General features: G+C 67.1%; 20 protein-coding genes and 1 pseudogene. 14 read left to right on the top strand and 7 right to left on the bottom strand.

The features are described from left to right. The first annotated feature begins 6 nt into the window (after positions 1-6). From ACXJKM_RS09300 to ACXJKM_RS09260, 9 genes and pseudogenes are all read left to right on the top strand, one after another. A complete protein-coding gene (locus tag ACXJKM_RS09300; RefSeq protein WP_457351863.1) occupies positions 7-1,188 on the top strand; it encodes an ABC transporter substrate-binding protein in 1,182 nt (393 codons plus the stop codon). A gap of 631 nt (positions 1,189-1,819) precedes the next feature. Then, the gene (locus tag ACXJKM_RS09295; RefSeq protein ID WP_457351861.1) at positions 1,820-2,740 is read left to right on the top strand and encodes a branched-chain amino acid ABC transporter permease; all 921 of its coding nucleotides are present in this window, start codon (positions 1,820-1,822) and stop codon (positions 2,738-2,740) included. 46 nt (positions 2,741-2,786) lie between these two features. Beyond that, positions 2,787-3,683, top strand: a complete 897-nt coding sequence (locus ACXJKM_RS09290; protein ID WP_457351859.1) for a branched-chain amino acid ABC transporter permease — start codon at positions 2,787-2,789, stop codon at positions 3,681-3,683. Beyond that, a complete protein-coding gene (locus ACXJKM_RS09285) occupies positions 3,643-4,428 on the top strand; it encodes an ABC transporter ATP-binding protein (RefSeq protein WP_457351857.1) in 786 nt (261 codons plus the stop codon). Before ACXJKM_RS09290 ends, ACXJKM_RS09285 begins: the two co-directional genes overlap by 41 nt. Then, entirely contained in the window at positions 4,425-5,135 is a 711-nt protein-coding gene (locus ACXJKM_RS09280) for an ABC transporter ATP-binding protein (RefSeq protein WP_457351855.1), read from the top strand. The genes ACXJKM_RS09285 and ACXJKM_RS09280 overlap by 4 nt, the downstream gene beginning before the upstream one ends. A 105-nt stretch (positions 5,136-5,240) precedes the next feature. Next, positions 5,241-5,678, top strand: a complete 438-nt coding sequence (locus tag ACXJKM_RS09275; protein ID WP_457351853.1) for an acyl-CoA thioesterase — start codon at positions 5,241-5,243, stop codon at positions 5,676-5,678. Beyond that, positions 5,675-6,100, top strand: coding sequence for a RidA family protein (locus ACXJKM_RS09270; protein ID WP_457351851.1), 426 nt, complete (start codon positions 5,675-5,677; stop codon positions 6,098-6,100). The genes ACXJKM_RS09275 and ACXJKM_RS09270 overlap by 4 nt, the downstream gene beginning before the upstream one ends. A 57-nt stretch (positions 6,101-6,157) precedes the next feature. Then, positions 6,158-7,345: a DUF4172 domain-containing protein gene (locus tag ACXJKM_RS09265; RefSeq protein WP_457351849.1), complete on the top strand. Its 1,188-nt coding sequence runs from the start codon at positions 6,158-6,160 to the stop codon at positions 7,343-7,345. Next, a pseudogene (locus ACXJKM_RS09260) lies at positions 7,342-7,542 on the top strand (RidA family protein); the annotation flags it as partial. The gene ACXJKM_RS09265 and the pseudogene ACXJKM_RS09260, both read left to right, overlap by 4 nt. A gap of 103 nt (positions 7,543-7,645) precedes the next feature. Here ACXJKM_RS09260 and ACXJKM_RS09255 read toward each other — a convergent pair. The 7 genes from ACXJKM_RS09255 to ACXJKM_RS09225 form a co-directional block, all read right to left on the bottom strand. Further along, a complete protein-coding gene (locus ACXJKM_RS09255; RefSeq protein WP_457351848.1) occupies positions 7,646-8,374 on the bottom strand; it encodes a hypothetical protein in 729 nt (242 codons plus the stop codon). Positions 8,375-8,387: 13 nt separating this feature from the next. After that, positions 8,388-9,191 (bottom strand): hypothetical protein, encoded by an 804-nt coding sequence (locus ACXJKM_RS09250; protein WP_457351846.1) that lies wholly within the window; start codon positions 9,189-9,191, stop codon positions 8,388-8,390. 53 nt (positions 9,192-9,244) lie between these two features. Next, positions 9,245-10,051 (bottom strand): DeoR/GlpR family DNA-binding transcription regulator, encoded by an 807-nt coding sequence (locus ACXJKM_RS09245; protein WP_457351844.1) that lies wholly within the window; start codon positions 10,049-10,051, stop codon positions 9,245-9,247. A gap of 44 nt (positions 10,052-10,095) precedes the next feature. Next, positions 10,096-11,061, bottom strand: a complete 966-nt coding sequence (locus tag ACXJKM_RS09240) for an N-acetylglucosamine kinase (RefSeq protein WP_457351842.1) — start codon at positions 11,059-11,061, stop codon at positions 10,096-10,098. Positions 11,062-11,063: 2 nt separating this feature from the next. After that, on the bottom strand, positions 11,064-12,239 hold the full coding sequence (locus ACXJKM_RS09235; RefSeq protein ID WP_457351841.1) for an SIS domain-containing protein: 1,176 nt from the start codon (positions 12,237-12,239) through the stop codon (positions 11,064-11,066). Positions 12,240-12,473: 234 nt separating this feature from the next. After that, positions 12,474-13,757 (bottom strand): D-tagatose-bisphosphate aldolase, class II, non-catalytic subunit, encoded by a 1,284-nt coding sequence (locus tag ACXJKM_RS09230; protein WP_457351839.1) that lies wholly within the window; start codon positions 13,755-13,757, stop codon positions 12,474-12,476. After that, positions 13,754-14,677, bottom strand: coding sequence for an EamA family transporter (locus ACXJKM_RS09225; RefSeq protein ID WP_457351837.1), 924 nt, complete (start codon positions 14,675-14,677; stop codon positions 13,754-13,756). Before ACXJKM_RS09225 ends, ACXJKM_RS09230 begins: the two co-directional genes overlap by 4 nt. Before the next feature lie 385 nt (positions 14,678-15,062). Here ACXJKM_RS09225 and ACXJKM_RS09220 point away from each other — a divergent pair, with 385 nt between their 5' ends. The 5 genes from ACXJKM_RS09220 (at position 15,063) to ACXJKM_RS09200 (ending at position 25,625) form a co-directional block, all read left to right on the top strand. Beyond that, positions 15,063-17,894, top strand: coding sequence for a TonB-dependent receptor (locus tag ACXJKM_RS09220; protein ID WP_457351836.1), 2,832 nt, complete (start codon positions 15,063-15,065; stop codon positions 17,892-17,894). After that, positions 17,894-18,988 (top strand): amidohydrolase family protein, encoded by a 1,095-nt coding sequence (locus ACXJKM_RS09215; protein WP_457351834.1) that lies wholly within the window; start codon positions 17,894-17,896, stop codon positions 18,986-18,988. Before ACXJKM_RS09220 ends, ACXJKM_RS09215 begins: the two co-directional genes overlap by 1 nt. Then, a complete protein-coding gene (locus ACXJKM_RS09210) occupies positions 18,985-21,669 on the top strand; it encodes an alpha-galactosidase (RefSeq protein WP_457351832.1) in 2,685 nt (894 codons plus the stop codon). The genes ACXJKM_RS09215 and ACXJKM_RS09210 overlap by 4 nt, the downstream gene beginning before the upstream one ends. Next, entirely contained in the window at positions 21,666-23,570 is a 1,905-nt protein-coding gene (locus ACXJKM_RS09205; protein ID WP_457351830.1) for an NPCBM/NEW2 domain-containing protein, read from the top strand. Before ACXJKM_RS09210 ends, ACXJKM_RS09205 begins: the two co-directional genes overlap by 4 nt. Positions 23,571-23,693: 123 nt before the next feature. Beyond that, a complete protein-coding gene (locus ACXJKM_RS09200; RefSeq protein ID WP_457351828.1) occupies positions 23,694-25,625 on the top strand; it encodes a DUF4832 domain-containing protein in 1,932 nt (643 codons plus the stop codon). The last annotated feature ends 12 nt before the right edge of the window (positions 25,626-25,637 follow it).

Below are 25,637 nucleotides of genomic sequence, written 5' to 3'. Positions count from 1 at the left end.
TTTCTCATGGAGACCCTGCGCATGAAGAAGACTTTTGCCGCCATCACCCTCGGCCTTGCTTTGCTCCCCACGGCCCAGGCCGCCGACAAGCTCAAGGTCGGCTTCCTGAGCACCTTGTCCGGCCCCGGCGCCGGCCTGGGCGTGGACATCCGCGACGGCTTTGCGCTCGGGCTCAAGCACAGTGGCGGCAAGTTGGGTGGCCTGCCCGTGGAGATGATCACGGCCGACGACCAGCAGAACCCCGAGGTCGCCAAGCAGAGCGCCGAGCGCCTGATCAAGCGTGACAAGGTCGACCTGATGACCGGCATCGTCTTCTCCAACGTGATGCTGGCCGTCGGCCCGTCGGTGTTCGACGCCAAGATCCCCTACATCAGCGCCAACGCCGGCCCGTCGCAGTACGCCGGCGAGCAATGCAACCCGTATTTCTTCAACGTTGCCTGGCAGAACGACAACCTGCATGAGGCCGTGGGCAAGACGGTGACGGAGAAGGGCTTCAAGAAGCTGGTGCTCCTGGCACCCAACTACCCGGCGGGCAAGGACGCGATGACGGGCTTCAAGCGCTTCTACAAGGGCGCGGTCGTCGAGGAGATCTACACCAAGCTCGGTCAGCTCGATTACGCGGCCGAATTGGCGCAGGCGCGTGCTGCCAAGCCGGATGCGATGTACATCTTCCTGCCCGGCGGCATGGGCATCAACTTCATCAAGCAGTTCGTCGGCGCGGGGCTGTCCAAGGACGTGACGTTGTTCGGGCCAGGGTTCTCGGCCGACGAGGACGTCATCAAGGCGGTGGGCGAGCCGATGCTGGGCATGTTCAACAGCTCGCATTGGGCGCATGACATGGACAACGTGGCGAACAAGAAGTTCGTTGCCGATTTCCTGAAGGACTACGGAAGGCTGCCGTCGTTGTATGCGAGCCAGGGGTATGACGCGGCGTTGTTGATGAATGCGGCGGTGAGGGATGTGAAGGGAAAGGTGGAGGACAAGCCTGCTTTGTTGAAGGCGATCAAGGCGGCGAAGTTCGAGTCGGTGCGGGGGGCGTTCAAGTTCAATCGGAATCAGTACCCGATTCAGGATTACTACTTGCGGGTGATCACGAAGGATGGGCAGGGGCGGGTGACGAACCGGACGATGGGGAAGATCTTTACGCAGCATGAAGATGCGTATGTGGCCTCTTGCAAGATGAGCTGAGGGCTGTTTTGTCGCAGCATGGGTTGACGTACAGGCCCAGCCGGGATTTCGTCCCGGCGGCCGACCTACTTTTTGCGCCGCCAAAAAGTAGGCAAAAAGCTCTCCCCTGCAAAACCGCCCGGCGGAGCCGGGTCTCCTGCGATGCTCGAAGCCCGGGGCCGCGCCCAACTCACTTCGCTACGCTCCGTTCAAACAAAGGGGCGCGAAGTCAGTCGTCGAAGCTCGCTGCGCTCGCGCCCCGGGCTTCTGCGCTTCTCGGCGGTTTAGAAGGGGAGGCTCCCGAAACAACCGAGCAGCCGACAGCCAAGCCCGAAGGCCGTTCGCAACGAGGCATTTCTATTTCCCCCTCTGAGCCCGCCGAGAAGCGCAGGGCCTTGAGGCCGCGAGCGAAGCTCGCTTCAAGCTCTGACTCCGCGCAACTGTTTGAGCAGAGCGTAGCGGCGCGAGTTTTGCGCGGGGGCCTCAAGGACCGAGCATCGCAGGGCACCCCGCTGCGAAGCAAAGGGGCGGGCGGTTCGGGGGCGCTTTCTTTGCCTACTTTCTTGTGCGCACAAGAAAGTAGGTCGCCCGCGGGGGCGAACTCCCCGCTGGGCAGTGGCGCAAAGCCCCAGCTTGGGAAAGCACCCAACTGATGGACTGGATCCTCATCACCGAGCAACTCCTCAACGGCCTCCAATTCGGCCTGATGCTCTTCCTGCTCGCCGCAGGATTGACCCTCGTGTTCGGCATCATGGACATGATCAATCTGGCCCATGGCTCGCTCTACATGGTCGGCGCCTACCTGGCCGCGGCGGTCGCAGGCGCAACCGGCTCCTTCCTGCTGGCCGTTCTCGCCGCACTCGTAGGCACCGCCATCCTCGGCATGGCCCTCGAAGTCACACTTCTGCGACGCCTCTACGCCCGCGACCACCTCAGCCAAGTCCTCGCCACCTTCGCGCTGATCCTCATGCTCAACGAGGCGGTGCGCATCCTCTGGGGCGACCAGCCACTGATGCTGAACACGCCCGCCGCGCTCTCAGGCCCCGTCGAGCTTCTGCCCGGCCTGTTCTACCCGGCCTACCGCCTGCTCATCATCGGTGTCGGCCTCGCCGTCGCGCTGCTGATGTGGTTGCTCGTCACCCGCACCCGCGCGGGCATGTGGGTGCGAGCCGGCGCATCCAACCGCCAGATGGCCACCGCCATGGGCATCGACATCCGCAAGCTGTTCACCGCCGTGTTCGGCCTGGGCGCCGCGCTGTGCGCGCTAGCCGGCGCGCTGCTCGGCCCACTGCTCGCGGTGCAGGTCGGCATGGGCGAGAGCATCCTCATCCTGGCCTTTGTCGTCATCGTCGTCGGCGGCATCGGTTCGGTGCGTGGCGCGCTGGTGGGCTCGCTGCTCGTCGGCCTGGTGGACACCGCCAGCCGCACGCTGCTGCCCGCCGCGTTGCGCCAGCTCGCCTCACCCGAGGTCGCGTCCAACCTCGGCCCGGCGCTGGCCTCCATCCTCATCTATGTGCTGATGGCGGCCATCTTGTTCTGGAAGCCGCGCGGCCTCTTTCCCGCTCATGGCTGAAGCGCGCAGCCTCCACCACCGCGGGCTCGGCCGTTGGATCTGGCCATTGCTGGTCCTGCTCGCAGCCCTGCCACTGCTGCTGCAGGCCATGGGCCTGGAGTTCTACACGGTCGTCGGCACGCGCATCCTCATCTTCGCCATCGCAGCGTCCAGCCTCAACCTCATCCTCGGCTTTGGCGGGCTCGTCAGCTTCGGACATGCGGCCTATATCGGCTTGGGGGCCTACACGGTGGGCGTGCTGATGGACGCGGGCATCACGTCGGCCTGGATTGCCTGGCCGGCGGCGATGGGGGTCAGCGCAATCGCTGCGGCCCTCATCGGCGCCATCAGCCTGCGTACACGCGGCGTCTACTTCATCATGATCACGCTGGCCTTTGCGCAGATGTTCTATTACCTCGCCGTGTCGCTGAAGGCCTATGGCGGCGACGACGGCCTGCCGCTGGCGCAGCGCTCGGCCTTTGGCTTCGGCCTGGACCTGAAGGACGACGCCAACTTCTATTGGGTGGCGCTCGCACTCTTCGCCATCGTCATGGCCGGCCTGCAGTGCGTCGTGAACTCGCCCTTCGGCTGGCTGCTGCAAGGCGCGCGCGAGAACGAGGTGCGCGTCGCCGCCGCGGGTGGCCGCGTATTCGCACTGCGCTGGCAGGCCTTCGTGCTCGCGGGCGCCATCGCGGGCCTGGCCGGCGCCATGCTGGCTAACCTCAACGGCTTGGTGTCGCCGCATCTGATGCACTGGTCGCAGTCCGGCCAGCTGATGGTCATGGTCATCATCGGTGGTGCGGGCGCGCTGTGGGGCGGGCCACTGGGCGCGCTGGCGCTGCTGCTGCTGGAAGAGCTGCTGTCGGGCTGCACGCTGCATTGGCAGCTCGGCCTGGGCGCGTTGCTGCTGCTCGTCGTGCTGTATGCGCCGCGTGGCCTTGCAGGGGTTTGGCGCCGTGCTTGAAGTCAAACAACTCGTGAAGCGCTTCGGCGCGCTGGCGGCGACCGATGGCGCGAGCTTCGAGGTGCGGGCGGGCGAACTGCATGCACTGATCGGCCCCAACGGTGCCGGCAAGACGACGCTGATCCACCAGATCTCCGGCGCCCTCGCGCCCGACGCGGGCCAGATCGTCTTCGATGGTCGGGACGTCACGCGGCAAGGCATGGCCCGTCGCGTACAAGCCGGCCTGGTGCGCAGCTTCCAGATCACCAGTCTGTTTAAGCCCTGCTCGGTGCGCGACAACCTCGTGCTCGCCGTGCTGGCGCGGCGCGAGGGCGCGCCGTCGTGGTGGCGCACCGCGCGCGCCGACGCGGCCGCGCATGCAGAAGCCGACGCGCTGCTGGCACGGGTGGGGCTGACGGCTCAGGCCGGCCGCACCGCCGGCGAGCTTGCGCATGGCGAGCAACGCCAGCTTGAAGTCGGCCTTGCGCTGGCTGCCAAGCCGCGCCTGCTGCTGCTGGACGAGCCGCTGGCTGGCATGGGTCCGGACGAGTCCACCCGTATGGTCGAGCTGCTGCAGGCACTCAAGCGCGAAGGCCTGACGCTGCTGCTGGTCGAACACGACATGGACGCCGTCTTCCGCCTCGCTGACCGCATCTCGGCGCTGGTGGCCGGGCGCGTCATCGCCAGCGGCACGCCGGCCGAGATTCGCGAGCATGCCGAGGTGAAGCGCGCCTACTTTGGCGACGAGCTGGAGGCGGCCGTATGACGGCCTTGCTCGAGATCAAGGACCTGCAAGCCGGCTACGGTGCCAGCCAGGTGCTGTTTGGCCTGGACCTGACCATGCAAGCCGGCGAGGTGGCCACGCTGCTGGGCCGCAATGGCATGGGCAAGAGCACGCTGCTGCGCTGCCTGTGCGGCTGGATGGCGCCCAGCGCCGGCCGCATCCGCTTCTGCGGCCAGGACGTCACCGGCTGGCCGGCCGACCGCATCGCGCGGCTGGGGCTGGCGCTGGTGCCGGAGGGGCGGCAGGTGTTTCCCAACCTCAGCGTGCACGAGCATCTGCGCGCCTTCGCGGCCAACCGCAGCGGCGCGGCCGAGCCGTGGACGGTGGAGCGCGTCTACGGCCTCTTCCCGCGCCTGGCCGAGCGCGCTGGCCACATGGGCCAGCAACTGTCGGGCGGGGAGCAGCAGATGCTGGCCATCGGCCGGGCCCTGGTCACCAACCCGCGCCTGCTGGTGCTGGACGAAGCCACTGAAGGCCTGGCGCCGCTGGTGCGCGAGGAGATCTGGCGCTGCCTGGACCTGCTGCGCGCTGCCGGCCAGACCATCCTCGTCGTCGACAAATACGTGCAGCGGCTGATCCGCCTGGCCGACCACCACACCGTCGTCGAGCGCGGGCGCGTCGCCTGGGCCGGACCATCGGCGGCGCTGGCGGCTGACCCGGCGCTGTGGCAGAAGTACGTGGGAGTCTGAAGTGAAATCCAAACAAAGCCACAGAGACACAGAGACACAGAGGCAGCAGGATGAAGGCCTCTCTGCGTCTCTGTGCCTCTGTGGCTGTGCTCCAGGACTGCCGAGATGAACATCGCTTTTCAACGTGAACAACTCGTGCGTTTCGGCCACTGCGACCCGGCCGGCATCGTCTTCTACCCGCGCTATTTCGAGATGCTCAACGAGCTGATCGAGGACTGGTTTGCTCGCGACCTCGGCCTGCCCTTCGATGTGCTGATCGGCCAGCGCCAGGTCGGCATGCCAACGGCCCAGCTCGATACGCGCTTCCTGCGCGTCAGCCGCCATGGCGACCGCCTCGTGCAAACCATCCATATCGAGCGCCTGGGCGGCGGCTCGATGACGCTGCGCATCGCTTTCGAAGGTGATGACGGCACGCGCGTCGAGTTCACGCAGGTGCTGGTCTGCACCTCGCTGGCGACCCACAAGCCCCAGGCCTTTCCCGCCGATCTGCGTGCCGCGCTGGAGCGCTCGCTCGCCGCACAACAGGAGACAGATAAACCATGAGCAACAACAAGCAAATCCTGCAGCCAGCCGGCTGGACCCAGCCGCGCGGCTATGCGAATGGCGTCGCGGCGAGTGGCCGCCAGGTCTTCGTCGCTGGCCAGATCGGCTGGAACGAGCGCTGCGAGTTCGACAGCGACGACTTCATCGCCCAGGTGCGCCAGACCCTGCTCAACATCCGTGCCGTGCTGGCCGAAGCCGGTGCGGCGCCCGAGCACATCGTGCGCATGACCTGGTACCTCATCGACAAGCGCGAGTACATCGCCCGGGGTCGCGAGGTGGGCCAGGCTTACCGCGACGTGCTGGGCCGCGACTACGGCATCGCGATGAGCGCCGTGCAGGTGTCGGCGCTGATGGAAGACCGGGCGAAGGTGGAAATCGAGGTGACGGCGATGGTGCCGGAGGCTGCGGGCCAGGGCGCTTGAGCCGCAATTCTGGTAATTCGACTCACAATTTGAGCCGATAGTGCTAAATTGCGGCTCATGACCGCGAGAGCACGCCCCTGGAACTGGCTTCGCGCCGACTGGCCGGACTTCGTTTACGACAATGCGGTCGTCAGCGCCGACCTGGCCCAGGCCTACCGTTTGCATGGCGTCATGGAAGGCAAGGCTGCAGCCATCGGCTTCACCGGTACCAGCGACGTCGCGCTCGACTCGATGGCCGACGAGGTGCTGACCACGGCGGCCATTGAAGGGGAGCGGCTGTCTCTGGACGCCGTCAGGTCGTCGGTCATGCGCCGCATGGGCTTGAAGGCGCCGGGGCCCATCGACCGTGCCGTGGACGGCCTGGTCGCCGTCGTTCACGACGCGACCACCGCATCCGGCACGCCGCTCGATGAAGACCGGCTCTGCCGGTGGCAATCGGCGCTGTTCCCGGGCGGCACTTCAGGTGTTCAACGCATCGCCGTGGGCCGCTATCGGGATCACGAAGACCCGATGCAGATCATCAGCGGCCTGCCCGGCCGCGAGGTCGTCCACTACGAGGCGCCGCCATCGGCCGATGTGCCGCGGCACATGACGCGCTTCATCAACTGGTTCAACGACACCGCGCCCGGCGGCGCTTCCTCGGCGGCACGCCTGGACGGCCTTGCGCGTGCCGCTATCGCCCACCTTTGGTTTGAAAGCATCCACCCGTTCGAGGACGGCAACGGCCGCATCGGCCGCGCCCTCGTCGACATGGCCGTGGCCCAGCACCTCAGCACGCCGGTCAGGCTGTTCAGCCTGTCGCGGCAACTGCTGGAGCGCCGCTCCGATTACTACGACCAACTGAATCTCTGCCAGCGTGGCGGCATGGACGTGACGAGCTGGGTCCAATGGTTCGCGCAGCAGTGTGCTGCCGCCTACTCGGCGGCCAGCGCCACGATGGACGCCGCCCTCGTGAAGCGCCGGTTTGCGGAGCACCACGGGATCGCCGGGCTGCCTGAGCGCCAGCGCAAGGTGTTGCAGCGTTTGCTCGACGACGGTGACGGCGGTTTCGTGGGCGGGCTCAACGCCGAGAAGTACATGAAGATGACCGGCGCATCCAAGGCGACGGCGACACGGGATCTGGCGGAGATGGTCAAGCGGGGGCAACTCTGGACCACGGGTGCGGGCAAGGCTTTGCGTTACTACATCAGCGTGCCCGGTTGGGCGCACGGCGTCGCGACCGGTGAAGGGTCGGGAGAGTCCTAACCTGGTACCTCATCGACAAGCGCGAGTACATCGCCCGCGGCCGCGAGGTGGGCCAGGCCTACCGCGACGTGCTGGGCCGCGACTACGGCATCGCCATGAGCGCCGTGCAGGTGTCGGCGTTGATGGAGGACCGAGCCACGGTGGAGATCGAGGTGACCGCGGTGGTGCCGGATGCGGCTCGCAGCGGCGGCGGCTGAGCCGCAAACGATGGGAATCGACTCATGATTTGAGCCGATTGCGTCGTGCCGCCGGCGGAGGATTTCCGCCGCCTGTTCCTGAGTCGTTCAAGCGACTCTTGAGCTAGGTGACCGAGCCGCGCCGGGCATCTTGGCGCAATTCGTCGAGCTGAGACACAAGCTTTTCTCGGTGGTAGAGCTTGAACTGAACCCGTTGTCCAGAGTGTCGGCAACTAAGAGAGAGTTCTTGTGAGGCTACGCCAATCCATTGAACAACTTGATTGACCGTTTCGCCTAGACGAAGCCACGCTGTAGCCGCTAAGTCGACTAGTTCTTGTTCGAAGGGTTCAAGTCGCCAAACACGATGCACGCATGGCATGGAGTCCTCGTCCGGAGCCAGGACGCCAAGAAAATCTACTGCTTCGTTGCGAAGCATGTAATGCAGGTACCTATGCATGGCATGGTCGCTGTCCTCCAAAGGTGCAAGAGGAAATGTCATGCCTAGTTTGAACCCTCGCCCCTCGGTTACTCCAATGCCACCGTGGCTGTTCGGAATCAGCATGCCTCGGTGAACAACCATGTCTCTCTGCGTGGAAAGATGACGGATAAGAGGGTCGGCATTCAGTCGATCGCGCTCTGCCGAGAACCACTTACTGAAACCCGCCCGGTTCTGCAGCCCCATCTGGATCAAGAGGGGTACTTCCTTCAACGCTTTCAGGTAAGCGTTGAGGTGCCACCTGAGCGGATCAGCGAAGTGGTAATACTCCTCCATCGCATGAATCCAGAAGTGAGCCTCACGGAACCTATCTAGAGCAGGCTCGATAGGTTTCAGCATCAGGTCTGGATCACTCACGCATCGCTCCAGGCTAGCCGCCCGCTGCTCGCATTGCAGCCGTTAGCTCCTTGGCAAGCTGAACGTACTTGAGAACCGCATCAGGCGGTGGGGTGAAGTCGGTCGAATGTGCGGCTTCGTTTCGCATTGCACGGAGGTCATGAAATAGGGCCACCCAGTTGGCGTCGAGGGCCTGCGCCTTTTGAACCGCCCGTATTGCCCCGACCGTTCCCCTAGATGGGCGCAATGAGACGGTATCGAGTTGTTTGTTGCGAACCAACCGGAACAGCGTTTCTTCCACTTCAATCCAAGCCGAAACGATTGCTCCTCGAGGATCGCTGCTAGCGCGTGCAGCCGCGCTCGGGCTAACGTTCTCAGCGTCTGGTGCTCGTGGAATGTCTGCCTCGGCTTCAACCTCGCGAACATAGTTCTCAAACTCGAATTCCGCCGAGCCCCACTTTCCCTTCTTAAGGCGGGAAAGAAGCGCCGCGAACTCCTTCCTGAAGACGAACGCTATGTAGACGGCAGCCACCGGCCACGCGAGGCTGCCGAGCAATTTGAAGAGCGCGTCTACGAAGGCGTCCCAGTGAAATGACCCGTTGGAATCGCTAGGGGCGCTTGCAGCGACCGGCGCGACTGACGCAATCTGGCCGACCGTTTGAGTTCCACACTGAAGCGTGATTTCCTGAACCATCGGATCTGCCGACTTGGTTCTAGTGACTACACCTTTCTTAGGCTGCTGCTCGCCTGGGCAGTTCGTCACCTGCTCGGCAGCAACGTCGCTGCTACTGAGGCCGATGAGGATCACGATGGAAGCAATGCGTAGGATTTCGAGCATGCGCTTTGGATCGCTATCTTGATTCAGAAGATGGACCTTACTGCATAGAACCGCTACGCCAACACCACCTCAATCCCCCGCCCCCGCAACTGGTCCACGATCGCCTGATCCGCGCCGCTGTCGGTGATCAGCATGTCCAACTGCTCCACCGGCGCAATGACCGAGAGGTTGCGTTTCATCAGCTTGGACGCGTCCGCCACGGCCACGACCTGGCGGCTGATCTTCATCATCTGGGCGTTCAACTGCGCTTCGAGCAGGTGGGGCGTCATCAGGCCGATGTCGGGGTCGAGGCTGTCGACGCCGAGGAACAAGCGGTCGGCGTACAGGCCTTGCAGCGCGGCCACGGCTTGAGGGCCTGACAGCGAGAAGGAGTTGGGCCGCAGCTGGCCGCCCGGCATGATGAGGTTGACGTGCGGCACGGTCGCCAGCAGGGCCGCGATATTGAGCGCGTTGGTGATGACGTTCAGCGACGTCAGACGCAGGCCGCGGATCTGCTTGGCGATCTCTTCGGTGGTGGAGCCCGAATCGAGCAGGATGGTTTCGCCGTCGCGGATCATCTTGGCGGCCTCAGTGGCGATGCGTACCTTCTGCTCGTGGCGCAGCTTCTGCTTCACGCCGATGGGCACTTCCTCGGTGTCGCGCTGGGCCAGTGCGCCGCCATGTGTGCGCAGCACGGCACCGGTGGAGGCCAGTGAGTTGAGATCGCTGCGTATGGTGACGACGGAGGTGCCGAAGCGCTCGGCCAGTTCGTCCACCGTGACGCGACCCTGGCTCTGCACCAGCTCGCGGATCAGCCGGCGCCGCTCGTCGATGAGCAGCGGGCTTTCGGTTTTCGCGGGCAGTGAGAGGGAGGTGGGCATGCAGTGGCGAAAGGCGGGGCGGGCTTTCGAATGATATCGACGGCTCAGGCTTCCAGCCGCGCCAGCGCCTCGGGAGTCAATGGCCGGCCGGCCAGGCGAGCCGCGTACAGCGCGGCGCCCAGTTCGGGCCCGAAGCGCGGCGTCTTCAGCACCGAGCCCGGCAGGCGGCGTGAGAGTGCTGCCTGCAGCGGCCCCAGCACCAACTCTCCAGCAGCGAACACGCCGCCGGAATAGGACACGGGCACGGCTTGGATGCCGCAAATCCCGGCAATGCCGAGGTTGCGCGCCACGCCGGCGGCCAAGGCCGCCAGTTCGTCGCCGGCGCGCACCAGCAACTGGCGGGCCTGCACGTCGCCGGCATTGGCGGCGGCCGTGGCGAGGCGGGCGACCTGGGCCAGCTCGCTGCGCGCGGCGCTGCCGTTGATCTCGCCGCAGAGGTCGAGGTCATGCTTGAGCTCAAAGTGCTCGCGCACCAGGCCGAGCAGCGGGCCGGGCTCGGCGCGGCAGTCGGCCATGCGCGAAAACAGGGCCAGGGTCTCGCGCGCCAGCCAGTGGGCCGAGCCTTCGTCGCCAAAGACTTCGCCCCAGCCGCCGCAGCGCGCGCCGCGGCCCATCCATTCGCCATAGGCGATGGAGCCGGTGCCGGCGACGAGGCTGATGCCGTCCGCGCCCGCGAGCGACCCGGCCCAGCTGCAGATCATGTCGTTGCCGACGCGGCTGTGTGGCACCACGCCGGTGAGCAGTGCGTCGAAGGTGCCGAGCAGCTCACTGTCCTCGCCATGCGCGGGCAGCCCGGCAAAGGTGTAGCTGATGTCGCTGGCCGTCACGCCGGCCTGGCGCAGCGCGGCCTGCACGCCGTCCCGCAACAGGGCGCGCAGCGCATCAAAGCCGATCTCGATGTAGTAGCTCGTCGTCGACTCGTGGCGCGCGAGCAGGCGGCCGATCTCGTCCACGAGGACGAAGGCGGTCTTGGTGCCGCCACCGTCGATGCCGAGGAACATGGAAGTCATCGTTACTGCTGCTGCTGGTTCACGGGATGGATGGTGACACCGCTGACGACGCGGGTCACGGTGCCCGAGGCGCTGGGGTTGTCGGGCGTGATGCCGAGCTGCAGCGAGGCGAGCAGGGCCAGGCATTGCGCGAACACCAGGGCCACGGGTGCCAGCGCCAGGTCGGGGGCGGACGCAGGCAGGGCGAGGTGGACGTCGTCGGCATGCGGAGTTTCGGCACCGTTCAGCGCAGACGTCCGCAGCGCCAGCACGCGGGCCGGGCCTTGCTGGCGCAGCTCGCGCAGCAGGTCGAGGTCGTACTGGCGCGTGTAGGGGTCGTTGGACAGGATGATGACGACCAGCGTCTTGTCGTTCAGGATGGTCTTGGGGCCGTGGCGAAAGCCCAGTGTCGAGTCAGCCATGGCCACGAGCTTGCCGTCGGTCAGCTCCAGCATCTTCAGCGCGGCCTCGCGGGCCAGCCCCAGCAGCGTGTTGCTGCCGAGGAAGACGATGCGCTCGAAGGACTGTTCGGCCAGTGCGTAGAGACGGTCGGTTTCGCCCTCGGCCAAGGTCTGCGCGGCGCGGGCCAGGTCGGCCACCGGTGCGAGCGGCAAGTCGAAAGCCCAGGCCGCGGCCAACAGCATGCCGCTGAAGCTGGACGTCATCGCAAAGGCGCGGTCATTGGTCTCGTCGGGCAGTAGCAGCACTTGGGCATGGGTCTGGCCGGCCATGCGGCGGTTCAGCGTGCCGTCGGCGGCGCAGGTGATGACGAGGTGGTGGCAGGTCTTGACGAAGCGGTCGGCCAAGTCGACGGCGGCGAGGCTCTCGGGGCTGTTGCCGGAGCGGGCGAAGGACACCAGCAGCGTCGGCACCTCGGGCTGCAGGCATTGCTCGGGGCTGGAGACGATGTCGGTCGTCGCCACGGCTTCGACGCGGATGCCGGGGCGCTGGCCGAGGTGGCGCAACAGGGCCGGTGCGATGCACTGGCCGATGAAGGACGAGCTGCCGGCGCCGGTCAGCACGATGCGCAGCTGGGGCAGGGCGAGCAGGGGCGCCAGGAAGGCGTCGAGGGCGGGGCGCTCGGCTTGCAGTTGGGCGTAGACGGTTTGCCAGACGGCGGGCTGGTGCGCGATCTCACGGGCCGTGTGCGCGGCGCCGCGGTGGTCGAGGTCGGTGGGGTCGAGATGCAGGAGGGTCATGTCGGTGATCTGGTTCGTATTCATTTGCGGGCCGAGCGCTGGGCCGCTCCCGAGCCGGCCCGCGTGGGGCGATGTGCTCGCGGCTCGATGCCGCGGGCATCGCCGTCCCCTCGGGGGCTGAGGCCGGACACATCGCGCCCAGTGGGCGTGATGTGCCTGCCGAAGGGCTGCGGCACGAGCCGCAGCGCGGTCTGCAAGACCGGCCAAGGTTTGCCTTGGACGAGGGGCTCCATGTCAGGCAGCGCAGGCGTGCAGATAGGGGCGCAGGGCTTGGACAGTGCCGTCGCGCAGCAGGGAATCGGTGCCGGTGGTGATGCGGCCGTCGCGCACCGCCTCGTACTGGCGCGGCAGGTACTGGCTCAGCAGCGTCAGCGGCGGCGGCGCGGCGTCCAGGCGGGCCAGCATGGTCCGGCAGGCCTCGCGCACGGCGGGGTGGGCCCAGTAGTAGCGGATGCGGTCGCTCAAGCTGTAGGCCAGGTCGACATTCAGCCGCGTCGGGTCTTGGTAGTAACCGCGCCAATGCTCGGGCTCGGCGCGCATGACGCCCAGCACGGTGTCGACCAGGCCTTCGCCCTTGCCGACCCATTCGCGCTCGACCGCGGCCAGCGCCCACAGCGTCTCGCGCAGCGCGAAGGTCACGCCGGGGCCGACCTTCAGGATGGCGAAGTGGTCCCGGGCCAGTTGGGCCAGGTGCTCAGGGGTCTGGTAGTCGGTCGAATGGGCTTCGAAAACCATGCTGGGCTGGCTCGCGATGAAGGCGCTCAAGGCCTGCGCCTTCTCGGGCCGGTAGTCGATGACCTTGTGGTGGTCGAACTCCACGCCGGGCTGCACGACCATGGCGACGACACGCTCCCAGGCCAGGTCCAGCCCCGCGCGGGCGAAGGCGTCGCGGTGCAGTTCCAGCGTGGACGCGGCGGCCTCGGGCGACGTCACCGCCAGCTCGCCCAGGTCTTCATGCGCGCCGCCGGGCACGGGCACTTCGGTGCCGATGACGTAGACCGGCGGGTCGCCACGGTCGGGCGCGTCGCGCCACGCCTGCTCGGCTGCGCGGCACAGGCGAACGGCACGGGCGGCGATCTCGGGCTCGGGCAGCGGCACCGGGTCGCCGGCGCAGGACATCGAGCAATCCAGGTGAATCTTGCGAAAGCCCGCACTCACATACTGCGCCACCATGATCTCGGCCTTGGCCATGGCCGCGCTGGCCGGCAGCTTGCGCCAGGCGTTGGGGCCGAGGTGATCGCCGCCCAGCAGCAGCAGCTCGGGCGCCAGGCCCTCGGCCTCGGCCAGGCCCTGCACATAGCGGCGGAAGTCCGGCGGCGTCATGCCGGTGTAGCCGCCATCCTGGTTGACCTGGTTGGACGTGGCCTCGATGAGGGCCGGCCGGCCCTGGGCGGCGCATTCGCGCAGCGTGGCGGCGATGACGACGGGGTGCGCGGAACAGACCGAGGGAATGCCAATGGCGACATCACCGTTGGCTGCCTGCTTGTGGCGGCGCACGAGGTCGAGCATGAGCTTCATGCGGCGTCTCCTTGAACGGGTTGGGAAGAGGAAGAAGAGGAGGGCGTTTCGGGTTGCAGCGCCAGCAGCAGCGCAGCCAGCAGGGCCAGCGCGACGCCGAGCAACTTGGCGCCGCTGGGCGAGGCGCCGCTGAGGGCCATCGAGAGCACGGCGGTCAGCAGCGGCGCGCCGGCGTTGACCAGCGGCGACACGACCATGGCCTTGCCGTAGCGGAAGGCGTAGACCAGCGTCAGCGCGCCGACGGCGTTCAGCACCTGGATGACGGCGGCAAGGCCCGGGCCCTGCCAGCCCCAGCTGATGGGCTGGGAGAAGTCGGTCATCCACAGCGACACCGGCACGCAGGCCAGGGCGCCGACGGCCATGTAGAAGAAGATGCTTTCGGCACTGGTGCCGGCGTTGGCCAGCTTGATGAAGTAGGCCTGCAGGCCCCAGGCGACGAGCACGGCCAGGGCCAGCACGAACCACAGGCCTATTTCAGGGCCTGCTTGGCCGCCCTGGCCGAGCTGCAGGTCGAACAAAGGCAGGGAGCACAGCGCCAGCACGATGCCGGCCACGCCCAGCTTGCCGGTGCGCTCGCCCAGCAGGCCAAAGGACAGCGCGATGGTGATCGCCGGCGACAGCGACACGATCGGGAAGATCAGGTAGGCCGGGCCCGACTGCACCGCGCGGAACAGCAGCATCTGGCCACCGGCACCCAGCAGCCCGACGGCCAGGCCGAGCACGACGGAACGGCGGTCACGGTCGATGCGCCAGCCCGTGCGGGCCAGCACGATGACCGCCGGCGGGATCATGGTCAGTGCCCACACGGCATAGATCAAGGTGTCCGGGAAACCATGCTCGGCCGGCAGTCCGGTGAAGGCGCCCCAGACGCCCCAGAGCAGGGTCGAGATCAGTGCGTACGTGAGCCAGTTGCTCTGCATCGGAAGTCTTTCGTGGATCTGGAAGTCCCGTTTGGAACTTTCGAGCGAAAGCATAAACGAACGAAAACGAAAACACAACGACGAAAACGCCTTCGTATGCCAAATTCCGGAGGCGAGGAGCGAATCCCTATATAGCTCGCACCTCTCCCTCTATGTCAGCGAGGTGGAAGCCTTTCGTGGCATGATTCATCGAAAGCATTCGGCATCGGTGAAAACTCTATACGAAATCAAACGAAAGAATTCGTAGACTTGCGTCAAGCCGGTTCGAGGGGCATCCGAGGAGCCGGCACACCGCACCGGGGGAGAGCTGCCCCGGCATCCAAAGCAGATGACATCGCGCTGCCCTGACGGCAGCTTCGACACACAAGATCAAAGGAACTGTTCGATGAGTCCTCGCCTGCAACCCCGTTGTTTCGCGCTGCACCCGCTGACGTTGGCCGGCCTGGTGGCCTTCACCGCCTTCGGTGCTGTCGCCCCGGCCTGGGCCCAGGAGGCCGCCAAGGCCGAGACCGACAACACGCTGGACCGCGTGGAAGTGACCGGCACCCGCGCCAGCCTGCAGAAGTCCCTTGCGCTCAAGCGCAACGCCGCCGGCGTGCAAGACAGCATCAGCGCGACCGAGCTGGGCCGCTTCCCCGACAACAACGTGGCCGACTCGCTGAGCCACATCACCGGCGTGTCCATTTCGCGCACCGCGGGCGGTGAAGGCCAGAAAGTCAGCATCCGCGGCCTGGGCCCCGAGTACACGATCACGACTTTCAACAGCCGCCTGCTCGGCACCGACAGCGCCGGCCGCTACTTCGCCTACGACGTGCTGCCGGCCGACGTCATCAGCGGCGCCGACGTCGTCAAGTCCGCGCAGGCTTCCCTCGTCGAAGGTGCCATTGGCGGCCTGGTGAATCTGCGCTCGGCCAGCCCCTTCGACCAGAAGGGCCAGCGCGGCCTGCTGCGCGTGGAGGCCGACCGCAACCAGATGAGCAGCCTGAACGGCACCAAGCTGTCGGGCACCTACAGCAACACCTTCGGCGACCAGGTGGGCGTGTTGCTCGGTGTGGTGTATGCGAAGCGCGATGTGCGCACCGACACGGCCGGCAATGATGGCGGCTGGTCGCGCAACCCGGCGCCGAACAAGCCGGAGCTTTTCTGGCCCTGGGGCAACACCTGGGGTGGCGCCATCGACCCTAACGGCAACGGGCAGCTGGACCCCGACGAGGAAGGCCTGATCGGTCCGGGCCAGTTCCGCTTCGGCACCATCATGGAGAAGAAGGAGCGCATGGCGCTCTCCGGTAAGGTCGAGTGGCGGCCCAGCAGCGACGTGAAGGTCGTCGTCGACGGCTTCAAGACGCGGCTGGACTCGCCGCAGGTCGGCTACCAGCTGTCCTTCTATCCGCTGTACGCGCCGGGCCGCTGGTCCAACATGAAGATCACCAACGGCGTGGTGACCGACTTCACGCTGGCCAACCCCGACCCGGAGATGGCGCTCAACCCCGAGCTGTTGAACAAGACCGAGTACCGCGTGGTGGACACCGCGATGTACGGTGCCAACGCGGAATGGAAGATCTCGCCCACGCTGAAAGCGACGGGTGACATCTACAAGTCCACCTCCAAGCGCCACTCCGGCGGCAACGACAGTTATGTCGTGCTGCGCATGAACCAGCCCAATGTCACGCGCATCCAGCTGACGGGCGCGGCTGTGCCCGATGTGAAGACCACTTTCACCGACGGCCGCGATCTGCAGACCGGCCTGGCGCAAGGCCTGTTCAAGGCCAGTGACTTCAACACCCACTACTTCAGCCTGGCCGGCGACAACATCGATGACAAGATCGATGGCGCCACCGGCAATCTCGAGTGGAAGCTGGACCGCTTCTACATCGACCAGCTGAAATTCGGCCTCAGCCAGACCAACCGCAAGAAGTCGCGCGACCTCATCAACAACGCCTTCAACGCGGGCGACGGCCACTACTCGGGCGCCAACGCCATCAACGTCGGCGCGCTGGGCGGCAATGTCATCAACCAGACGTTGAGCCCGTCCGGCTTCATGGACGGCGTCAGCGGCAACTTCCCGCGCAGTTTCCTGGGCTTCGACATCAACAACTACCTGCAGGCGCTGCAGGCCTACGACGGCAAGCCCCGCCCGGGCGGCGGCACCTACGACTTCAGCAAGGCAGCACCGGCCTGGAACCCGCTGGAGAGCTACCGCGTGACGGAGAAGACGACGACGGCCTTCATGCAGGCAGACCTGTCGGGCGACGGCTGGAACGCCGACGTCGGCGTGCGCTTCGTGAAGACCAAGACCACCTCCCAGGCCTGGGACGCCAAGATTGTCGACATCATCGAGAACGGTGCGTTCAACTACACGGCCGTCTACGCGCCACCTTCCGTTCTGCAGCAGGAGTCGAGCTACAACTTCGCGCTGCCGTCGGTCAACTTCACCTGGCTGATCACCAACGATCTGCAACTGCGCCTGGGCGCGGCCAAGACCATGGCCCGCCCGTCGGTGGACAAGCTGGCGCCGACGAGCACGACGCAGAGCATCTCCTGGGGCGACTTCACGCAGGTGTTCGGCGGCAACGCCAACCTCAAACCCTACAGCGCCCGCCAGGCCGATGTGTCGCTGGAGTGGTACTACGCCAAGGACTCGGCCCTGAACTTCGCCGTCTACCAGAAGAACATCAAGAACCAGATCACCAGCGAGTACCTGACGGGGCAGAACATCGGCGCGCCGGGCGGCCGGCTGTTCAATGTCAGCCGCCCCATCAATGGCGACAAGGCCACCGCGCGCGGCTTCGAGATCGGCCTGCAACACCTGTTCGACAACGGCTTCGGCGTGCGAGCGCAGTACACGCGCAACAAGTCGCGCAGCTGGGTGGGCGGCGAGGAGCGTGCGCTGGAAGGCATCGCGCCGGCCACGTCGTCGCTCGGCCTGCTGTACGAGAAGGGCCCGTGGAGCATGAGCGCCACGGCCGACCACACCGACGCCTTCGTCACCGCCACCAACGTGCTGGGCGCCGGCTTCAACGAGCGCGCCAAGGCCGTGACCTGGGCGACGGCCCAGGTCGCCTACGAGGTCAACAAGTGGCTGCGCCTGAGCATCGAAGGCAACAACCTGACCGACGCGACGCAGGAATACACGCTGGGCAACGAGAGCGTGAAGCTGCCCCAGGGCTACTACCGTTATGGCCGTTCGTTCACCTTGGGTGCAAGCCTGAAGTTCTGATGAGAGTTCTCCTCCGTGTTGCCGCCCTGCTTGCCGGGGCGGCCTTTTTCCCCGCGATAGCGAAGGACGCACCGAGCTACACCATGGCCGACTACGGCCGGGTTGCGAAGGTCGACGTGCACATGCATCTGCACAACCCCGCGCCGGCCTTCATGGCGGCGGCGAAGCGCCAGAACTTCAAGGTGCTGACGATCAACGTCGACTATCCCGACTTCCCGCCGCTGGGCGATCAGCAGCGCGTGGCGATCGAGTTGCAGAAGCAGTTCCCCCAGGACGTGGCCTGGGCGGCCAGCTTCTCGGTGGACGGCTCGGATCAGCCAGCCTGGCTGCCCGCCACGCGCCAGCGCATCGCGGCGGCCATGAAGGCCGGCGCCGTCGGTGTGAAGGTGTGGAAGAACATCGGCATGGGCCTGCGGGGTGTCGACGGCAAGCTGGTGATGATCGACGACGCCCGCTTCGCGCCGCTGTTCGACGACTTCGCCAAACAGGGCATCCCGCTGCTGGGCCACCAGGGCGAGCCGCACAACTGCTGGCTGCCGCTCGAGCAGATGACGGTCAACAATGACCGCGAGTACTTCAAGGCGCACCCGCAGTACCACATGGCCCTGCACCCCGAGATGCCCAGCTGGGAAGCCCAGATGGCCGCGCGCGACCGCATGGTGGCCGCGCATCCGGGCCTGCGTTTCGTCGGCGTGCACCTGGCCTCGCTGGAGCGCAACGTGGACGAGCTGGCCGCCTTCCTCGACCGGTTCCCCAATGCCGTGGTGGACGTCGCCGCGCGCATCGGCCAGCTGCAATACCAGAGCCAGAAGGACCGCGAGCGGGTGCGCCGCTTCTTCATCAAATACCAGGACCGCGTCATGTACGGCAGCGACATGTCGCAGGCGCCCGATCAGGACGGTGCCGCCTTGGCCAAGGAAGCCGAGGGCGTGTGGCGCATGCACTGGCGCTACTTCAACACGGCGGATAGCTTCAAGGTGGCTGACCTCGACAAGCCGGTGAAGGGGCTGGCGCTGCCGCGTGAGGTCGTCGACAAGCTTTACCACCTGAACGCCGAGCGGACATTCCCCGGCGCCTGGGGCGGCAAGCGATGACGGCACGCCGGGCCTTCCTGCAATGGCTGGGCGCCGCGCCGCTGGCCACACAGTTGCCGCTCGCTCAGGCTGAGGGCAAGGGTCATGTGCGCGTGCAGGGCGCTGCGTTGTCGCTGCAGTTCGACGATCAGATGCGCTGTCGCGTGGTCAGCTTGCTGGGCAAGCAGCCCGCCGTGCTGACCGGCTTCGACGCGAGTGAGCATCTCGTCGTGAAGGGCAGGGCGCTGAGCCGCTTCGCGCTGCAGAAGGCTGAGCCGGCCAAGTCCACCACGCCCTTCGGCGCCGGCCAGACGCTACGCCTCGTCGGCCGCTCGGTGGAGGGCATCGAGAAGCGCGTCACCGTGACGCTTCTAGACGAGCATCCCGGCGTCGCGCTGCTGGACGTCGACTACACGAACACCGGCGACAAGCCCGTTGCCGTCGACGCCTGGGTCAACGCGGCTCACCGCCTGGCCGCCGCGCCGCGCCATGCGGGTGGGTACTGGACCTACTCCGGCGCCAGCCACGCCGACCGCCGCGACTGGGTGCAGCCTGTCAAGCGCGGCTTCGAGCAGCGCAACTTCATGGGCATGAATGCGTCGGACTACGGCGGTGGCACGCCGGTCGTCGATGTCTGGCGGCGGGATGTCGGCCTGGCCGTCGGCCATCTGGCCCTTCACCCGCAGCTCGTCGCGCTGCCCGTGAAGGCCAGCGGCGACCAGGTCGACATTTCTCTGCGCGGCGACGCACCGCAGACGTTGGCGCCCGGCGCCACGCTCACCACGCCGCCCAGCTTCATCGCCGTGCACCGCGGCGACTTCTTCGTGCCGCTGGACCGCTACCGCCGTCTCATGGCCGCGCAAGGCCTGGTGGCCCCCGAGCCGCCATCGAGCGCCTACGAGCCGCAGTGGTGCGCCTGGGGCTATGAGCGCGACTTCTCGCTCGACTATGTGCGCGCCACGTTGCCCAAGGTGCAGGAGCTGGGCTTCAGGTGGGCGGTGCTGGACGACGGCTGGCAGGTCAAGACCGGCGACTGGACACCCGACCTCGCCAAGTTCCCCAAGGGCGAGGCCGACATGAAGGCGCTCGTCGCCGACATCCACGCCCGCGGCATGAAGGCGCGCCTGTGGATTGCGCCGCTGGCCGTGGCGCCCGGCAGCGACGAGCTGCACGACCACACCGACCTGCTGCTGCTGGACAAGGACGGCGCGGTGCAGAACGTGACGTGGTGGAACAGCTTCTACCTCTGCCCGGCCTACGAGAAGACGCAGGCCCGCCTGGCCGCCACGGTGAAGAAGATCATCGGCGACTGGGGTTTCGATGGCCTCAAGGTCGACGGTCAACACCTCAACGGCGTGGCGCCTTGCTTCAACCCCGCGCACAAGCATGTGCGGCCGGAAGACGCGGTGGAAAAGCTCGCCGACTTCTACAAGGTCATGCACGACTCGGCCCACGCGGCCAACCCGGAAGCGGTGGTGGAGGTCTGCCCCTGCGGCACCGGCTATGCCTTCCACAACATGCCCTTCATGGACCAGGCGCCGGCGTCCGACCCGCTGTCGAGTTGGCAAGTGCGCCACAAGGGCAAGACGCTGAAGGCGCTGATGGGCCCCTGGGCCGCCTACGCGGGCGACCACGTGGAGCTGAGTAGCGGCGGGCAGGACTTCGCGTCCAGCGTGGGCATCGGCGCCGTCGTGGCCAGTAAGTTCACGTGGCCGGTGGACCCCAAGCCCAAGGACTCCTTCCTGCTGACGCCCGAGCGCGAGCCGCGCTGGCGCCAGTGGGTGAACCTGTACAACCGCCAGCGCCTGGCCGAAGGCCGCTATCGCGGCGAGCTGTATGACCTGGGTTTCGACAAGCCCGAGACGCATGTCATCGAGCAGGGCGGGGCGCTGCACTATGCGTTCTATGCGGAGCGCTGGGACGGCCCGGTGACCCTGCGCGGCCTGAGTACTGGCCGCTGGACGCTGCGCGACGCGGTGACAGGCAAAGAGCTGGGCAAAGTCGCCGCCGACAGACCCACGCTGCCCGTGAGCTTCACGCACAGCCTGCTGATCGAAGCGCGGCCTGAAGTGCCCGACACGCTGCCCGTCGCCTTTGCCGGCATGGTCACGCAAATCGGCGCCGACGGCTTCCCGCTCGCCTCGCAATGGGCCGATGCGCCGGCCACCTTCTTCCGCCACGACTGGCAGGGCAAGGCGCTCGCCGGCCCGCAGTCCACCCGCGTGCAAATGCTGCGGGCGCCAAGCCAGCTCTATCTGCGCTTCATCTGCAAGTTCGAGGCGCTGAGCACCTTCGACCGCCCGGGCTCGGCGACGGACATCTGGCCGCTGTGGGAGCGTGACGTCGTCGAAGTCTTCCTGCAGGCGCCGGACCGCGCAGGGCTGAAGAGCTATCGCGAGGTCGAGGTGTCACCCAACGGCCTGCTGCTGGAGATCGCCGTCGAGGCCTCGGGCAAGAAGCGCATCGTCGGCGAGAGCCGCGCCAAGGCGCACATCGACGCCAAGCACAAGGTGTGGACGGCCGAGCTGGGCGTGCCAATGCAGAGTGCAGGCGGCGCCGACGACGGCTGGCGGCTCAATCTGTTCCGCGTCGAAGGCCAGGGTAGGGGTCGTGTCTACTCCAGCTGGAGCCCGACGCGCACGCCCGAGCCCGACTTCCACCTTCCCGCCGCCTTCGGCCGCCTGATGACCCGCACCGTATGAAGCATCGCCTCGCCCCGATCACCCTCGCCCTGACCCTGCTCCTTGCCACCGCCCATGCGCAGCAGCAACCCCTGGCCCCCACCGGCCGCTGGGCCCATCAGGGCGTCGGCAGCGCGCCGACGCCACCGATGGGCTGGTCGAGCTGGAATGCCTTCCACATGGACCTCACGGAGCAGAGGGTGCTCGACTCGGCCCAGGTCATCGTCGACACCGGGCTGGCCGCGGCGGGTTACAGCAACATCAACATCGACGACGGCTGGTGGCGGCAGCGCCGCGCGAGCGACGGCCGCATGCAGGTGCGCACGAATCTGTTCCCGAGCGCGGGCACCGGCGGCGCGGCCGGCACGTCGCTGCGCCCGTTCACCGACAAGATCCACGCGATGGGGCTGAAGGCCGGCCTGTACTCCGACATCGGCCGCAACGCCTGCTCGCAGGCCTACAACACCGACAGCCCCAACCTGCCCGAAGGCAGCCAGGTTGAGCGGGAGGTGGGGCTGATGAACAACGTCGAGCGCGACATCGCGCTCTACTTCGGCGACTGGAACTTCGACTTCATCAAGGTGGACGGCTGCGGCCTGTCGTCGTACGGCAAGGACCGCCCCCCGGTCATGTCGGGCCGCTTCCGCGAGTTCGGACCGACGGTCGTCGAGGGCAATGCCAACCAGTCCGACATGGACGGCGCCCGCGCCCTCTACGGCCGCGTCACGCAGGCGTTGCGCAGCGTGCGGCCGCGTGGCGACTACGTGCTGTCGGTCTGCCTCTGGGGCGCCGCCAACGTCCGCAGCTGGGGCGCCGAGGTGGGCACGATGTGGCGCACGAGCCGCGACATCGCGCCCAGCTTCTCGCAGATGGTGCACAACTTCGACACCGTGGCAACGCGCGAGTTCTACGCCGGCCCGGGCCGCTGGAATGACCCCGACATGCTGGAGATCGGCAACGGCGACTTCGACGGCAATCACCTGCTCGAAGCCCGTACCCACATGGGCTTGTGGGCCATCGCTGCCGCGCCGCTGATGATCGGCACCGACCTGTCGAAAGCCTCGCCCGCCCTCATCGACGTGCTGAAGGCACCCGAGGTCGTCGCCATCAACCAGGACCCAGCCGGCCATCAGGGCGTGCTCGCCTATGCCGACAGTGACCGGCAGATCCTCGTCAAGAGCTTGGCCGATGGACGCAAGGCCGTGCTGCTGTTCAACCGCACGGGTGCTGCCGCTAAGTTCACGCTGACCGCCGAACACCTGAAGATGGACGCGACAGCACCCGTCGCGCTGCGCGACGCCTGGGCTCGCGCCGAAGCGGGCACGTTCACGGACAAGCGCGAGTTCGAGCTGAAGCCGCGCGAGGCGCTGCTGTTCACCGCGACAGGCAAGCACCAGCTGCCGCGCGGCTATTACGTGTCGGAGCGACCTGGCAACGTCTACGTGGCGCGCGACGGCATCCGTGCGCTGGAGCAGGATCCCATCGGCTACCGTGCGCTGGCGTCCTGGTCCACCACCGACAACGGCGGCACCCGCCCGGCCTACGCCGGCTGGGGCGCGCCGCGTGCCGACTCGACGCCTTATGACCAGGCACTCAGCGTGCAGCGCCAGGCCTTCCGCCATGGCGTCGGCGTGCTGGCCGATTCGCGGCTGCAGGTGCAGGTGCCCATCGGCTCGCAGCGCTTTGTCGCGCGCGTCGGCGTGGACGACTCGACACGCGGCAAGACCGCCGCGGTCAGCTTCGAGGTCTGGGGCGATGGCCGCCGCCTCGCGGCGACTGCGCCCATCAAGTTCAACCAACCGGCGCGCGAACTCCGCGCCGACCTGCGCGGCGTGAAGCTGATCGAGCTGATCGCGCGCCAGCATGGGGCCGACACCGCAGGCCCCCTCGTCGTGACCTGGGGCGACGCTCGCATCGAGTAGCCGCCCAGCACGCCTTCTCTCCATCGCTATTTGGCACCGGTCGCGCCGGTGCCCTGGCCGCGCTCGCGCTGACGTGGCCCGGCCCCTCCCGTTCAGCGCTCAGTCGTTCATGAGGAGAACCCGATGCACTCCATGCGTCCCTGCCCCTTGCCCCGCTCTCGCGCCGGGCTGAAGCTCGCCTTCCCGCTCGCCCTGATCGCCGCCTGGCCTGTTGCCGCGACCGCAGCGCCCCTGGTGTCCAACCCCCTGGGCGCCTGCCTGGAAACCAAGGTCGACACCTGGGACATCCGCCTGGCGACCTGCAATGCCAGCGCAGCGCAGGACTTCAGCCTCACGCCGGTCAGCACGGGCAGCAGCATCTACACCCTCAAGAACGCGCAGGCCAATCTGTGCGTCTCCGCCACCGGCATCAGCTCCGGCTCGTTCGTGGAGCTGAACACCTGCCAGCCCAGCCAGACGGGCCAGCGCTTCTCGGTGGTGGCGCTGGCGGGCGGCTCGACCGCCCAGCTCAAGCTCGCGGCCAACAACCTGTGCCTGACCGCGCCGACTCAACTGGCCCAGGTTGGTTTCTCGGTCGCGACCTGCAAGAGTGGCGATGCGAACCAGGCGTGGCGGCTCGCAGCGCCTACGCCGGCACCCACGCCTGCGCCCACACCGGCGCCGACCCCCGCACCCACGCCCGCACCGACACCGGCACCAACGCCCGCTCCCACGCCAGCACCGACGCCTGCGCCCGCACCGGTCGAGACCAGCTTCACTGTCAGCACCGCCGAGATCGCCAACCCCGAGCGCGGCATGTACACCTGGGCCGCCGACAACCTGCTGCTGTGGACGCAGGCCGACGCCGACTCGCAGTTCCAGGCCGGCTATCGGGTCGTCTACGCCGCCGTGCGCCTGGACGCCTATGCCAACACCACGCTGCCCGCCAGCCTGCTTACGCAGCTCTCGGCCCGTTTCGCCATCGCTCGCAGTGCTGGCCTGAAGCTCGTGCCGCGCTTCCTCTACAACTACCCGGAGAACGAGACCGAGTACCAGAACGTGAAGGACGCGCCGCTGGCGCGCGTGCTCGGCCACATCGACCAGCTCAAACCGGTGCTAACCGCCAATGCCGACGTCATCGCCTATCTGCAGGCCGGCTTCATTGGCGCCTGGGGCGAATGGCACACCTCTTCCAACAACCTCACCGCGGCCAGCCCGCGCACGCAGATCCGCGATGCGCTGCTGAATGCGCTGCCGGCCGACCGCTTCCTGCAGCTGCGCTATCCGCCGTATCTGATGCAGTGGGCCTCGCAGGTGCCGAGCTGGCGCGACGGGTCGGCGGCCTCGCGCATCGGCGTGCACAACGACTGCTTCCTGGCCTCGGCCACCGACGTCGGCACCTACAGCGAGGACGCCGCAACGCGCCAGAACGAGCGTAACTACACGGCCTCGCTGTCACGCGTCGCCCCCTTCGGCGCGGAGACCTGCAACCCTGCAGATGAGGAAGGCGCGGTGCCGCGCACCAGCTGCACCGACATCCTGAACGAGGGCAAGCAGTTCGGCTTGACCTATCTGAACAACGATTACTACCGCGACCTCTTCCACACCAAGTGGGAGGCGCAGGGATGCATGGCCGAGGTCAAGCGCAGCATGGGCTACCGCTTCGAGCTGGCCACGTTGCTGCACAGCTCGGCGGTGACGGCCGGGCAGTCGGGCGACCTCCTCATGACGGTGCGCAACACCGGCTGGGCACGCGCCTTCAACCCGCGTGCCGTGCAACTGCTGCTCAAGCACCGGACCACGGGCGCCGTTGTGCGCATCGTGCTGCCGGCGGTCGACCCGCGCGGCTGGCTGCCCAACACGACCAGCACCGTCTCGGCCGGCTTCACTGTGCCCGCAGGCACGCCGACAGGCGCCTACGACGTGCTGCTCGCGCTGCCCGACGGTGCCAGCTCGCTGAGCGGCGATGTGCGCTACAGCGTGCGCCCCGCCAACGCGGACAACGCCGCCAAGGCACAGGCCTGGGACGCGACGCTCGGCGCCTTCCGCGCCGGGACCACGCTGACCGTCCGTTGACCCACCTTCCCA

Source organism: Roseateles sp. P5_D6 (assembly GCF_054049415.1).
Note: the sequence above shows the minus strand (reverse complement) of the source record. Positions and strands in the feature narration are given on the sequence as shown.